Source organism: Sphaerisporangium krabiense, assembly GCF_014200435.1.
Taxonomy (GTDB): Bacteria; Actinomycetota; Actinomycetes; order Streptosporangiales; family Streptosporangiaceae; genus Sphaerisporangium; species Sphaerisporangium krabiense.
Genome location: NZ_JACHBR010000001.1, coordinates 5945962 through 5958081, shown reverse-complemented (window position 1 = coordinate 5958081; position 12120 = coordinate 5945962). Strand labels below are relative to the sequence as shown.

The window sequence follows — 12120 nt, the reverse complement described above, 5'->3', positions numbered from 1 at the left end:
CTCCCATCCACCTGTAAGGGAAGGAAAGGAGGTACTCCAGTATGGCCGACATCCTGTTTCGCGTGGCCGTGATCGTCCTGATCGTGAGCGTGGTGCGCTGGGGATGGCGCAAGGTCCATCCGGTGTCGTACTGGCTGCTGGTCGGGTACCCGTTGCGGCTGATCGGTATCTACGCCACCTGGCGTGCGGTGGCGGCCGGCTGTGGCCTGGCTCGTCGGCGTCGCCGGTTCCGCTGGACGTTCCCCGGTTTGGGGGGCTGAGCGGTGACGCTGATCCTCAAGCAGAAGCGCCGGATCCGCCGGGTGGAGGTCGAACGCGCGCCCCGGCTGGGGCTGATCCGGCCGACCAAGCTCGGTTTCCGGGTATCGGTACGGCTGCACGACGGCCAGACTCCCGAGGACTATGCGCGGGTGCTGGACAAGCTGGCGCACGCCTGGAAGGTGCACAGTGTGCGCCTGGTCTCCTGGCGTCCGGGAAAGGTCACGCTCGTCGCCACGCTGTCCGATCCGCTTGATCGGGTGTCGATCCCGGTGCTGTCGGACGGGCTCTTGCGGGTGCGGGTCGGGCTGCTGGACACCGGGACGCCGTTCGCCATCGACTTCCGCGCGGTGCCGCACTGGCTGAACGTCGGCGCCACCCAGTCGGGAAAGTCGAACCTGGCCAATGTGCTGATCGTGGGGCTTGCCCCGCAACCGGTGGCGCTGGTCGGCTTCGACCTCAAAGGCGGAGTCGAATTCACCCCGTACCAGGCACGCATGTCGGCGCTGGCCACCGAGCGTGCTGAGTGCGCCGAGCTGCTGGCCGACTTGATCGGCATCATCAAGTCCCGGATGGCTCTGTGCCGGGCGCACCGAGTGAAGAACATCTGGCACCCGCGTCTGCCGGAGTCGGCGCGGCCGATGCCGATCGTGGTGCTGGTGGACGAGGTCGCCGAACTGTTCTTGATGGCCGATCCGAAGTCGGAGAAGGAAGAGGTCGCGGCGGTCGCCACGCGCCTGCTGCGTATCGCTCAGCTCGGACGGGCGTTCGGGATCTACTTGAAGATCTGCGGGCAACGGGTCGGCTCGGACCTCGGTCCGGGGGTGACCGCGCTGCGTGCGCAGCTCACCGGGCGGATCTGCCACATGGTCAACGATGACGAGACCGCCAAGATGGCACTTGGCGACATGGACGCCGGCGCCCTGGTGGCCGCGCGGCAGATCTCCCCCGCCATGCCCGGAACCGCCATCGTCATCGGCAGTGAAGGGCGCTGGCATCGGATGCGCTCGGTGCACGTCACCGAGGAACAGGCCGAAGCTGCCGCCGCCGAGTACGCCCACCTGACCCCGTCCTGGGCCGATCTCACTCGGGGCGCCGGCTCGGCCGGTGACGTGGACGACTCCGAGATGGACGAGTTCACCATCCCGGACCTGGAAGACCTCCCGGTCTGATCTCCCGCCGTACGGGCCTGGCGTGAGCCCCGATCGCGCCACCTCCCTAGCTGAGCCATGCCGAAAACCGGAAAGGAGCAGTGTCGGCCATGCGCCGGATCAAAGCCGCGCTGATGGACAACGGCCCGGTCATGGTACTTGCCGGTATCGCCGCGGTCGGGTCCTTCGACCACATCAGCAAGCTTGCGGCCAAGCATGGTCAAACCGAGTGGCGGGCCTGGGCGGTCGCGGTGTGCATCGACCTGATGTGCGTCATGGCCGCCCGGGAGATCCAGCGCGACAAACGCACCGGCCGTCTGCGCCGTGGCCTGCTGTCGTGGCCGTCCCTGGTCCTGACCGGCGGGATCGTGCTCACCCTGGCCGCCAACCTCGCCGAAGCCGACCGTAACCCCTGGGGGTGGATCCTGGCCGCCACCCCCGCGGGGGCGTTCCTGATCGCGATGTCCATGCTGGAGCGTCGCGCCGGCCACACTCCCGCCCCTGCCGAGTCTCCCGCTGCGGTGGCGGTGCTTGATGCCGAACTGGTCCCCGACCGCACCGGCCTCGACTCCGGACCGGCGGAGCAACCGCGTTCCGAACTGGCAGAACCGGCACATGCCGCACTGACCTCCACCGGCCACACGGGCAACCACACTGCGGACCCATCCGAGGTCAGCGCCTCGCTGCTGGAAGACGCCCGATACCTGGCGGCCGAACACGCCCGGCTACGCAAGACCCCGATTAGCGCAGATGACCTGCACCGCCGGCTGCGCATCTCCCCGCAGATGGCCAACCGCGTCTTGGCCCTGCTGACCACCCCGTAAATCCACTCCTGAAAGGGCATCGCCGTCATGACGACCGACACCACCACCCGCGCCGAGTTCATCGCCGGTCTGCGCCGCCTGGCCGCGTTCCTGGCCGACAACCCCAAGGTCCCCGTCCCCGGCCACGGCAGCGAGATCAACGTGTTCGCCTCGGGCACCGACGACGACAAGCGCACGCAGATCGACCGGATCGGCTCGCTGATCGACCGCCCGGTCAGCGAGGGCACGCACTACGAGACCTGCCGCGACTTCGGGCCGATCACCTACCGCGCGGTCGCGGTCTGGGACGACGTCGCCCGCGAATGGCGAGCGCTGATGAGTTACGACGGCTCCGTCACCGCCTGACCTCGGCCGGGAGTCGTCGCCATGCTGCGCAAGCTGACCGGTCGCGCCCTGCTGGTGCTCGCCGTCTTCTACCTGCTGACCCAACCGGCCTCAGCCGCCGAACTGGTCGGCCACACCGTGAACGCGCTGGACGCCCTGGCCGACAACATCGCCGGTTTCGTGTCCGGCCTGAACTGAAGACAGGACCCCGCCATGACGACCACGCCCCCGCCCTTCGTCCCCCGTGTCCCCAACGCTGATCGGGAGATCCTGGCCGACCTTGCCGGACAGTCCGCTAACGCCCGCGCCGAACTGGTCCGTATCGACGGCAAAGCCTCGGGCCTTTTGTCCTGGGCCGGTGGCGCCTTCGCCGTGATCGCCGGCCTGACCATCACCGCATCCACTGCCACCGACCTGCCCGCGCCAGCGACAGCCGCGCTCATCACCTCGGCGGGACTGCTGGCCTGCGCGATCGGCGTGCTACTGGCAGCGGTCCGCCCCCGCGTGCCGCGCACCGGCGGCACCGGATTCATCCTGTACGCCCGCGCCACCACCGCCCACGAAGTTCTCCGCGAACTGATGACCTTCCGCGGGGACCGGGTCACCATCGCCGCTGAAGAGGTGCACATCCTGTCACGGCTGGCGGTGACCAAGTACCGCCGACTGCGACTGGCGGTGGACGTGCTGCTTGTGGCGCTGGCCGCCCTGGTCGCCGCCCTGCCTCTCAGCCGCCTGTAGTCCCCTTTTCCTGCCTGGCTCGGCGCTGACGCTGCGCCCTGGCCGCCTACAAGGAGGGGCGGCCTTGCGGAACGTCAGACCGCACAGAAAGGACACCTCCCATGTCCCGCGAGACGTGCACCACCTGCCGCGGCTACCGCACGGTCGGCCTGCTCAAGTCCGTCCTGCGCAACGGCCGCATCCTGATCATCGAGACCCGCCAGACCTGCTCCACCTGCCACGGCACCGGCACCCGATGACCTCCAACGGCCCGACCACCACGACCACGCCTGAGCTGTGCCCCGACTGCGAGGGACGGCGCCAGGTACTCACCGCCCAAGTTGTCGGCCGCGGTCTGCGCCGCCGCACCATCGAGGGCTACGCGCTGTGCCTCACCTGCGGCGGTACCGGCCACGCCCCGAACGGAGAGGTTCCCGCGTGATCGAGAACGACGAGGACTTCGACCCCTTCGAGGACATCGAGCCGCGCGCCTACCGGTGCGCCACCTGCCACGGAACCGGCATCGACCACGACGACGCCTGCTGCCGCGACTGCAGCGGCACCGGCATCGACAACCACCGCTGACCCGCGAAACCTGCTCCCCGTCCCCTGCCCCAGGAGTGATCGCCATGCCGCGAAACACCGGCCCGAACGAGGAAGAAGCTCTGATCGAGGAACTGCTCGGTGAACTCATCGAGCTGCGTGAGGAGAACGCGCGACTGCGCGGCCCCGACGCCTCGGTGACCGACCTGAACGCCTATCGCAAGCGTTCCCGCTCCTGACCCTGCAATCTTCAACGCCTCCACGGGGCGGCTCAAAGCCTGGCAGCTCGCCGCCTCGTGGGGCGCCTCCCTCGCACACAGCAAAGGAGACACCAGTATGCCCGCAAACCGCCCCGGTCCGGCACTGTCCGGGCCGTGGCTGCCACCTGGCACCCCATCCACATGGGTATGCCGCTGCGGCGGCATCAACCTCCGCACCACAACCACATGCGGCAGGTGCGGCCGATGAGCGGCACACCTCACGGCCTGGACTGGAGCGGAGACAAGCGACGCAACTCCAAGGCGGTCAACCACTGGATGGGCGGACGCCGTTTGCCGTGCCGCATCTGCGGTCGGCTCACGTTTCTGTGCGATAGCCACGGAACTGCTTGCCACAAAGTCTGCGCCGAAACCGAGACCGTCAGCGGAAGCCGCCTGTGAAGTTCTACCTGGGCACCCACCATCCAGGGTGGCTTCGTCTGTGCCCTTTCCCGCTGTTTGTCAGTCACCGTCGTCTATCCAGCTACAAGACCCTGCCCCGAGCAATCGGCGAGGTCGCGATTGATTCAGGCGGCTTCACCGAACTTTCGCTACACGGCACCTGGACCGCCTCACCCCGTACCTACGGCAACGCCATCCGCCGCTACGTCGACGAAATCGGCAACGTCGCCTGGGCAGCTCCCCAGGACTGGATGTGCGAGCCCTTCATGCTCACCAAAACCGGGCTTACCTTACGCGAACACCAACACCGTACCGTGGGCAACTACCTCGATCTACGCAGCGCCTTTCCTGACCTGCCAATCGTTCCAGTGGTACAGGGCTGGAGCCTGAATGACTACCTGCACTGCGTCACCCTGTACGACCGCGCCGGCATCGACCTGACTGCACAACCCCTGGTCGGACTCGGCAGCGTCTGCCGTCGCCAACACAGCACTCAGATCCACACAATCGTGACCACTCTGGCCGCTGGCGGACTACGTCTGCACGGGTTCGGCGTCAAGACCCGCGGCCTACAGTGCTACGCAGCCTCCTTGGCCTCCGCCGATTCCCTCGCCTGGAGCTACCAAGGCCGCCGTACCCCCTCAGCCCACCCCGGGCACATCAACGAAGCCAACTGCCGCACCTTCGCCGAAACCTGGCGCGCCCGCTTACTCGCAACTCTGCGATGGCAACAACCCACCCTGGACGGCCTGTGATGGCCACCTACCAGGTACAAGTCACCGAGACCTACCGGCCCAGCGCCACCTACCCCCACGACACCACCCGCAGCGTCACAGCGGTCAAGTCCGGGCCGTGCCTGGCCCCAGTCCTGGTCCACTTGGCCAGACGTCATCGCCGGATCGCCTGCGGCGGGCGCCTTCCCTCCGAGCGACAGTGCCCCGCCTGCGCCTCGGTCATCGTCATCACCCACACCGAAAAGATCACCGCCCACGAAGGGAGCAACGTTCGTTGAGCGCCCCCGCGCCGCTCGCCGATCTGGTCGGGCCGGTCATTCGTGACCTGGCCCGCCGCTCGGGCAAAGACCTCACCCGCTGGCTTGACCAGGTCGCCCGGCTGGGCGGCTGCGCCGAACCGGTACGCCTGTCCGGGGAAACCGCCACCATCGACGCCGGTACCGGGCAGATCCTCGACCACTACAGCACCATCGGTGAACCGCACGGGCAACTGCTGGTGCGCTGCGGCAACCGTCGCGCCTCCCGCTGCCCCTCCTGCGCCGAGACCTACCGCCGCGATACCTACCACCTGATCCGCGCCGGGCTTCTCGGCGGCAGCAAAGACGTTCCCGCCACAGTGCGCACACATCCGCGGGTGCTGGCCACGCTCACCGCGCCGTCGTTCGGGCCTGTGCACCGCGGCCCCGACAAGAGCGGCAAGCCCGTCACCTGTCGCCCTCGGCGGACCGGGCCGGCCTGCTGGAAGAATCACGCCCCCGGTGATCCCGCGATCGGGCAACCCCTCGACCCGGCCAGCTACGACTACATCGGGCACGTGCTGTGGAACGCGCACGCCGGTGACCTGTGGCGCCGCTTCACGATCTACCTGCGCCGTCACCTGGCCACCGCCACCGGGCTGACGCATGCCGCCTTCAACCGCTGCGCGCGGGTCAGCTTCGCCAAAGTCGCCGAGTATCAGGCCCGCGGCGTGGTGCACTTCCATGCCGTCATCCGCATCGACGGACGCACCGACGATCCCGCCGACGTCATCCCACCACCGCCCTGGGCCACGGTAGAGCTGCTGACCGACGCCATCCACACCGCTGCCCGCGCCTCGACACTGGACGCGCCACACCTCGGGCAAGAAACCACAGAGCTGGTCTGGGGCGAACAGATCGACGTCAAACCCATCGACCTCGGCGAACTAGACGACCAAGCGGGCGAGCTGAACGAACAGAAGGTCGCCGGCTACATCGCCAAGTACGCCACCAAAGCCGCCGAGAGTTCCGGCACCCTGGACCGCCGAATCCGCCCCTGCGACCTGCCACGCCTGGAAAAGCTCGATGTGACCGACCACGCCGCACGCCTGATCCGAACCGCCTGGAACCTCGGCGACCTCGACGTACACCCGCGACTGCTCCCGCTGAAGCTGCGCAAGTGGGCGCACATGCTCGGCTTCCGCGGCCACTTCTCCACCAAATCCCGCGCCTACTCCACCACCCTGGGACGGCTCCGCCAAGCCCGCATCGACTACCGCACCAATCGCCGCACCGGTCCTCACAGCGATGAGACAACCCTCGTCGTCGCCCACTGGAGGTACGCCGGACAGGGCTACACCGCTGGCGAATCAGTGCTCGCTACAGGTCTCTCCGGGTCGCGCAACGTGTCAGCACACGAAGGAAAGGAGGCTTCGAATGTCCACCCCCGTGACGATTTCCAATGAGGCGGTGATCCTCTTCGAGGAAGGCTGGTACACGACGGAGGAATTGGCGCGGGTGCTGAAGGTGGACCCTTCGACGCTTCGCCGATGGCGCACCGCGCGCCCTCTCCAGGGGCCTCCGTTCGTGCAAGTCTCTTCACGCCTGACGCTCTACGACGTGCGGGACGTTCGGCAGTGGCTGGCCAGTCGTCGCATCGACCCGGGCAAGGTCGCCTGATGCGCGATCTGAAGCAATCACTGCCGGTCGGCATCGCCCTGTCATCGGACGTGGAGCATCGGCCTGGACGACCCAACCCGTATCGCGCCCGGGTTCGCTGGTTCGATCCGGCCACCAAACGACGCAAGTCCAAGTCCGAATCAGTGGACACGTTGGAAGCCGCGGAAGCGTGGATCAAGGAGATGGAGGACGCCGCCCGCGGCGGCATCGATCCCCTCGCGGCTACGGCGACGCTCGCCGAGTATGGCGGGAATGTGATGCCCCTGGCGCTTCGCGGTCTGGAGAGCAAGACCCTGGACCCTTACCTTGCTGGCTGGCGTAGGCGGGTGGTGCCGACACTTGGCCACCTGCCCATACGGCTGATCTCCAACGGGGTGGTTGACCGTGCCGTCCATGGCTGGATCGCCGATGAATGTGGCCAGTCGACCGTGAAGAACAGCTTGGCTGTGCTCGTGCGCGTCATGGAACAAGCCGTCCGTGACGGCATCATCGATCGCAACCCCGCCCGGGTGACCGGCTGGCGCAGGGAGTACCAGCGGGCGGAAGACGAGTTGGATGATCCTCGCGCGCTGGCGCTGCCTGACTGGGAGACGCTGACCCGGCTTGCCGCGGCGTTGGTGGAGCGCTCGGCCGGCGCCTATCAGGGGTGGGGTGAGGTGGTCATCTTTGCCGCCTGTACCGCTGCTCGGATCGGCGAGGTGTCCGGGGTACGGGCCGGTGACATCGACCGTGCCTCGTGGACCTGGACGGTTCGCCGCCAGACCACGCCCAGTCCCGGCGGCCTGGCGGACAAGGGCACGAAAGGGAAGCGGGCTCGTAAGGTCCCGTTGATCGCAGAGGTTCGAGACCTGGTAGCTCGTCGGCTCGATGCGCTCGGCTCGGACCCGGCGGGCAGGCTGTTCACCGGGCCGCGCGGCGGTCGGATCACCACCGCGGTTCTCCGGGACGCGACCCATTGGGACGAGGTGGTGACCAAGCTGGGGTTCGAGCATCTTCGGCGCCACGATCTTCGGCACACGGGCCTGACCTGGATGGCGGATGCCGGCGTGCCGGTGCATGTGCTCAGGAAGATCGCCGGTCATGGCTCGCTGAGTACGACGCAGCGCTACCTTCACCCGGATGCACGCTCGATCGCCGATGCGGGAGAGGCGTTGAGCGCTCATCTCTCGGTGCGCCGGTCCCCAAGTGGTCCCCGGCTGCGGGCGGTCTAGAGACGCCCGACGATCTGGCCGACATGAAGAAAGGTCTGTTGACCTGAGGTTTCCCTCAGCTCGACAGACCTTTTCGTCTGTCGGGACGACAGGATTTGAACCTGCGACCCCTTGACCCCCAGTCAAGTGCGCTACCAAGCTGCGCTACGTCCCGGTGCTCACTGGGTGAGCAAGAACAACCTTAGCGCAGATCCAGGAGTCCTGCGTACGCGTGCCTGGCGGGGGTGGGAGGGCGGTGCGGGTGGCGCCGGGGTGGAACGTGGCGGGAACATGGGGGCCGGGGGCGTTCGCGGGTGGAAGGAGAGGTTGAGGGTGGGGCGTAAGGCTCATATCGATCGCGAGGAGTTGCGGCGGCTGGTGGCGTCGGGGCGGTCCAATGCGGAGCTGGCCGCGCACTTCGGGGTGACCGAGTCGGGGATCCTGCAGGCCAAGCGGTTGGCGGGGCTTGCCAAGCCGATGATGGATCATGGGCGCGCGCTTCCCTGGAAGCTCAACCGGGCGCACAACCAGAGCGGGCCCGCGACGAACCTCAGGAACCTCTCGGCGATCGCCCAGGGCGGGCAGGTACCGCAGACGAAGATCAATACGGCGCTCAGGTGGGCACGGAGGCTCACCGACAGCGGTCTGGACGTCGGCTACAGCTACGAGGACGGGTTCTACGAGAGACCGGCCGAGGGCACGTCCCACATCGAGACCGTGCTGACCGCGGCACTGTCGGCCCTACACGAACACGAACACGAAGAGGGACGGGGGTAGGGGCGGAGGCGGCGGACCGGCGAAGACTGCTGAGCTACAGGCCCTGTCTGCCCTGCGCGATCGGTAGCGTCGAGATCTACGGCTGACTCTGCGGTCCGGAGGCGGATCGGCCATCGCAGGATCATGCCTTTTTCCGGGTCAGGCTGTGATCGGATGCCGCCGCTTGGCAGTGTGCGCCCGTGCGGCGACTGGATCGCCTGGGTCGCCGGCGTCAGCCGATGGTCCGCTATCGATATCCGCGCAGTTGGAGGCACTCGGTGACGCCTGCCGATCGCGACAGCCGCACTGAACCGCTTATCGGAGACGGCGTCACGGCCGGTATCGTGCGCGTCGGGGAGACCGTTCGCCGGCGGCGCGTCGGTTGACCGCGACGATTCAGGCGTTCCTCCGCCACCTGCACGATGCCGGCTGCGCCGACGCTCCGATCCCGCTCGGTATCGACTTCGGCCTTGCCCGGCCCACCACCAGGATCTACGACGTCGCCAACGCCCTGTACTGGTGGGTGCCTCTCATCAGTGGAGCGCTGCCCATGTCGCGGGTCGCCCTGCGGTGCGCGGCGATACCGGTGCCCGGGGCGGCGAAGCGACCGCCGTGGTCTTCGCGGCTCGAAAGCGGCCGAATGTGGGAATGGCCCGTGTGAGGGAAATCCATGTGTGCGATTCACGTTCACTCGCTAATGTGGAGATCAGTTCGTCGCGCTTGGAGGAGCACGGGTCGAAGGGCATCGGTCATCTTTCCCATAGATACCCGCCGGTGGCCACTAACACATCCGTGTCCGCTCCCGGCGCGGTGGACCGGTCAGGTCCGGAATCGGCACGGGTCGAAGTCTCATCGGTTATCCACTATTAATGGGGCGGTCGCGGGTTCGAGTCCCGCCACAGGTTCGCCTGTGTAGCTCAGTTGGCAGAGCACCAAAAAGGCCGGTGGGCGTACCCATATCCGTGCCGGTTCCCGACCTGATCGTTCGTCGGTCCTGTCGGTGGTACGGGTCGAGGCTGGTCGGTCATCACTCATGGTGGGTGCGGGTTCGAATCCTGCCGGGCCGTCCGCGGCCCGTAACGAAACCGGTCGATACGGCACCTCCGTGCCGCCCATAGAGCCGGCCACCGCCATGGGGAGAGCGGGTCGAAGTCGAGCCGGTCATCCGGCGCCGGCAACGCGGGTTCGAATCCTGCCGCCCCGCACGGCGCGGGACGTCGTCCAGCGGTCCAGGACACCGGCTCAACACCGGCAGGCACCACCACATCCGCTCCCCCGCCCCCTTACATCCGCCGCTCCGGCGGGTCGAACCATACGGAGGCCGTCATGTCGCGTGACCCTCTCGCAGCGGTCACCTCCCACGCCACCCCGCAGACGCGGCGCATCCCCGGCCGGGCCGACCAGGTCCGTAACGCCGCCGACGGATACGTGTTCGCGAAGGATCTGTGGACGCGTCTGGAGGACTTCCTGATCCTGGGCACCACGGGCGGCACCTACTACGTCGGCGAGGGCAGGCTCACCGCCGACAACGCCGGCGTGTTGTTCCAGGCCATCGCCGAGGACGGCCCCCGCGTCGTCCGGGCGCTGACCGACATCTCCACCGCGCGCCCGCCGCGCGCGCCGAAGAACCGCCCGGCGCTGTTCGCGCTCGCCGCCGCCTACGCCAAGGGTGACGCCGACACCCGCCAGGCCGCCAAGCTCGCGCTGCCCAAGGTCGCCCGCACCACCGACCACCTGGCGGCGTTCTTCGGCTACTACAAGAACCTCGGCGGCAAGGCCACCGGCCGCGGCACCGCCCCCGTGGTGGGCCGCAGCCTGCGCACGGCGCTCGGCTCGTGGTTCCTGGAGGGCGGCGCGGACGACGTGGCGTTCCGAGTCTGCAAGGCCCGGCAGCGAAGGACGCCGCAGGGCGAGGCGTTCGACGTGCGTGACGTGCTGCGCATCGCCCACCCGGTCGCTGACACAGAGCAGCGGAAGGCGCTGTTCGGCTGGATCGCCGGGAACGTCACCGACGACGAGGCCCGCGATGAGTTGCCGGCCGTCGACCGATTCCTCACCGCCAAGGCCGTCACCTCGGCGGAGCAGGCGGTGCGCGTGGTGACCGAGGCCCGGGTGCCGTGGGAGTTCCTGCCGGATGCGATGCTGCGCGAGCCGGGCGTGTGGGACGCCCTGGTGGACACGGTCGGCATGACCGCGCTCATCCGCAACCTGGCCCGTATGACCCGCATCGGCACGCTCAAGCCCATGGGCGACGCCACCCGGCGCGCGGTCGCGCGGCTCACGGACGCGGACGCCGTTCGCCGGGCGCGGATCCATCCGATGGACGCCTGGCTGGCCATGCGCGTCTACGCGTCCGGGCGTTCCCGGCCGAACCCGCGCGCCGACGCGCACACCTGGAAGCCGGTCCCGGCGGTCCTCGACGCCCTGGAGCAGACCTACGAGCTCGCCTTCGGCACCGTCGAGCCGTCCGGCAAGCGCCTCCTGGTGGCCGTCGACTCCTCCGGTTCCATGAGCGGCCGCTGGGGCGGCGGGCAGATCGTCGTGGGCGGATCCGTGATCGCCAGTGCCTACGAGGCCGGCTGCGCCATGGCCGTCATGCTCGCGCGGATCGAGAACGGGAACGTCCACGTGATCGAGGTCGACACCCGCGTCCACACCTCGAAGATCACCCCGCGCACCAACCTGCGCGAGATCGCACGCTGGGAGCCCTCCGGCGGCGGCACCGACCTGTCGCTCCCCTTCAGCTGGGCCCTAGACGAGCACCTCGAGGTCGACGGGGTCGTGCTCTTCACCGACAACGAGACCTGGGCCGGCCGCGCCCACGCCTCACAGGCGCTCACCGCCTACCGGCACTCGGTGAGCGCGGCCGCCCGGGTGATCGTGGCGTCCATGACCGCCACCGGCCACTCGATCGGCGACCCCCGCGACGACGGCGTGCTGAACATCGCCGGCCTGGACGCCTCGCTGCCGCTGGTCGTGAACGGCTTCATCCGCGCCTGATGGGCGTACGACCGGTGGCATCTCTTGTCGGCGTGTAGGTGAGGATCA

At 68.3% G+C, this 12120-nt stretch carries 17 protein-coding genes and 2 tRNA genes; 18 read left to right on the top strand and 1 reads right to left on the bottom strand.

The genetic code is table 11. The features are described from left to right. The first annotated feature begins 41 nt into the window (after window positions 1-41). The 14 genes from BJ981_RS39400 to BJ981_RS26000 all read left to right on the top strand — a co-directional run bounded on the left by BJ981_RS39400 (window position 42) and on the right by BJ981_RS26000 (window position 8337). On the top strand, window positions 42-260 hold the full coding sequence (locus tag BJ981_RS39400) for a hypothetical protein (protein ID WP_307837852.1): 219 nt from the start codon (window positions 42-44) through the stop codon (window positions 258-260). A 3-nt stretch (window positions 261-263) separates the two neighbouring features. Further along, window positions 264-1430 (top strand): FtsK/SpoIIIE domain-containing protein, encoded by a 1167-nt coding sequence (locus tag BJ981_RS26060; RefSeq protein ID WP_307837853.1) that lies wholly within the window; start codon window positions 264-266, stop codon window positions 1428-1430. A gap of 89 nt (window positions 1431-1519) precedes the next feature. After that, window positions 1520-2233 carry a DUF2637 domain-containing protein gene (locus BJ981_RS26055; protein WP_184614645.1) on the top strand — a complete coding sequence of 238 codons (714 nt, stop codon included), beginning with the start codon at window positions 1520-1522 and terminating at the stop codon, window positions 2231-2233. Between the two features lie 27 nt (window positions 2234-2260). Continuing rightward, on the top strand, window positions 2261-2578 hold the full coding sequence (locus tag BJ981_RS26050; protein ID WP_184614642.1) for a hypothetical protein: 318 nt from the start codon (window positions 2261-2263) through the stop codon (window positions 2576-2578). Between the two features lie 21 nt (window positions 2579-2599). Further along, entirely contained in the window at window positions 2600-2755 is a 156-nt protein-coding gene (locus tag BJ981_RS26045; RefSeq protein ID WP_184614640.1) for a hypothetical protein, read from the top strand. Between the two features lie 15 nt (window positions 2756-2770). After that, the gene (locus BJ981_RS26040; RefSeq protein ID WP_184614638.1) at window positions 2771-3295 is read left to right on the top strand and encodes a Pycsar system effector family protein; all 525 of its coding nucleotides are present in this window, start codon (window positions 2771-2773) and stop codon (window positions 3293-3295) included. Window positions 3296-3396: 101 nt separating this feature from the next. Next, entirely contained in the window at window positions 3397-3534 is a 138-nt protein-coding gene (locus tag BJ981_RS26035) for a hypothetical protein (protein WP_184614636.1), read from the top strand. Beyond that, on the top strand, window positions 3531-3716 hold the full coding sequence (locus tag BJ981_RS26030) for a hypothetical protein (protein WP_184614634.1): 186 nt from the start codon (window positions 3531-3533) through the stop codon (window positions 3714-3716). Before BJ981_RS26035 ends, BJ981_RS26030 begins: the two co-directional genes overlap by 4 nt. Continuing rightward, window positions 3713-3859 carry a hypothetical protein gene (locus BJ981_RS26025; protein ID WP_184614632.1) on the top strand — a complete coding sequence of 49 codons (147 nt, stop codon included), beginning with the start codon at window positions 3713-3715 and terminating at the stop codon, window positions 3857-3859. The genes BJ981_RS26030 and BJ981_RS26025 overlap by 4 nt, the downstream gene beginning before the upstream one ends. Window positions 3860-3903: 44 nt before the next feature. Next, window positions 3904-4056 carry a hypothetical protein gene (locus tag BJ981_RS26020; RefSeq protein WP_184614630.1) on the top strand — a complete coding sequence of 51 codons (153 nt, stop codon included), beginning with the start codon at window positions 3904-3906 and terminating at the stop codon, window positions 4054-4056. Between the two features lie 416 nt (window positions 4057-4472). Further along, window positions 4473-5231 (top strand): deazapurine DNA modification protein DpdA family protein, encoded by a 759-nt coding sequence (locus tag BJ981_RS26015; RefSeq protein ID WP_184614628.1) that lies wholly within the window; start codon window positions 4473-4475, stop codon window positions 5229-5231. 253 nt (window positions 5232-5484) lie between these two features. Continuing rightward, entirely contained in the window at window positions 5485-6912 is a 1428-nt protein-coding gene (locus BJ981_RS26010; RefSeq protein WP_184614626.1) for a replication initiator, read from the top strand. Next, window positions 6884-7126: a helix-turn-helix transcriptional regulator gene (locus BJ981_RS26005; protein ID WP_184614624.1), complete on the top strand. Its 243-nt coding sequence runs from the start codon at window positions 6884-6886 to the stop codon at window positions 7124-7126. Before BJ981_RS26010 ends, BJ981_RS26005 begins: the two co-directional genes overlap by 29 nt. Further along, entirely contained in the window at window positions 7126-8337 is a 1212-nt protein-coding gene (locus BJ981_RS26000; protein WP_184614622.1) for a tyrosine-type recombinase/integrase, read from the top strand. Before BJ981_RS26005 ends, BJ981_RS26000 begins: the two co-directional genes overlap by 1 nt. An 80-nt stretch (window positions 8338-8417) precedes the next feature. On the opposite strand, the gene BJ981_RS25995 is transcribed toward BJ981_RS26000, so the two are convergent. After that, window positions 8418-8491 (bottom strand) — tRNA-Pro (locus tag BJ981_RS25995). A 158-nt stretch (window positions 8492-8649) separates the two neighbouring features. Here BJ981_RS25995 and BJ981_RS25990 point away from each other — a divergent pair. The 4 genes from BJ981_RS25990 (at window position 8650) to BJ981_RS25975 (ending at window position 12072) form a co-directional block, all read left to right on the top strand. Further along, the gene (locus tag BJ981_RS25990) at window positions 8650-9093 is read left to right on the top strand and encodes a hypothetical protein (protein WP_184616412.1); all 444 of its coding nucleotides are present in this window, start codon (window positions 8650-8652) and stop codon (window positions 9091-9093) included. Between the two features lie 361 nt (window positions 9094-9454). Continuing rightward, complete coding sequence (locus BJ981_RS25985; RefSeq protein WP_184614621.1) at window positions 9455-9733, top strand: hypothetical protein; 279 nt, start codon at window positions 9455-9457, stop codon at window positions 9731-9733. A 480-nt stretch (window positions 9734-10213) separates the two neighbouring features. Then, window positions 10214-10277, top strand: a tRNA-Ser gene (locus BJ981_RS25980). A 121-nt stretch (window positions 10278-10398) separates the two neighbouring features. After that, window positions 10399-12072 (top strand): TROVE domain-containing protein, encoded by a 1674-nt coding sequence (locus BJ981_RS25975; protein ID WP_184614620.1) that lies wholly within the window; start codon window positions 10399-10401, stop codon window positions 12070-12072. The last annotated feature ends 48 nt before the right edge of the window (window positions 12073-12120 follow it).

What these genes read in the sequence shown, in the direction of transcription:
- BJ981_RS39400 (WP_307837852.1), top strand. Translation starts at nt 42, where the DNA reads ATGGCCGACATCCTGTTTCGCGTGGCCGTGATCGTCCTGATCGTGAGC.
- BJ981_RS26055 (WP_184614645.1), top strand. Translation starts at nt 1,520, where the DNA reads ATGCGCCGGATCAAAGCCGCGCTGATGGACAACGGCCCGGTCATGGTA.
- BJ981_RS26050 (WP_184614642.1), top strand. Translation starts at nt 2,261, where the DNA reads ATGACGACCGACACCACCACCCGCGCCGAGTTCATCGCCGGTCTGCGC.
- BJ981_RS26045 (WP_184614640.1), top strand. Translation starts at nt 2,600, where the DNA reads ATGCTGCGCAAGCTGACCGGTCGCGCCCTGCTGGTGCTCGCCGTCTTC.
- BJ981_RS26040 (WP_184614638.1), top strand. Translation starts at nt 2,771, where the DNA reads ATGACGACCACGCCCCCGCCCTTCGTCCCCCGTGTCCCCAACGCTGAT.
- BJ981_RS26035 (WP_184614636.1), top strand. Translation starts at nt 3,397, where the DNA reads ATGTCCCGCGAGACGTGCACCACCTGCCGCGGCTACCGCACGGTCGGC.
- BJ981_RS26030 (WP_184614634.1), top strand. Translation starts at nt 3,531, where the DNA reads ATGACCTCCAACGGCCCGACCACCACGACCACGCCTGAGCTGTGCCCC.
- BJ981_RS26020 (WP_184614630.1), top strand. Translation starts at nt 3,904, where the DNA reads ATGCCGCGAAACACCGGCCCGAACGAGGAAGAAGCTCTGATCGAGGAA.
- BJ981_RS26005 (WP_184614624.1), top strand. Translation starts at nt 6,884, where the DNA reads ATGTCCACCCCCGTGACGATTTCCAATGAGGCGGTGATCCTCTTCGAG.
- BJ981_RS26000 (WP_184614622.1), top strand. Translation starts at nt 7,126, where the DNA reads ATGCGCGATCTGAAGCAATCACTGCCGGTCGGCATCGCCCTGTCATCG.
- BJ981_RS25975 (WP_184614620.1), top strand. Translation starts at nt 10,399, where the DNA reads ATGTCGCGTGACCCTCTCGCAGCGGTCACCTCCCACGCCACCCCGCAG.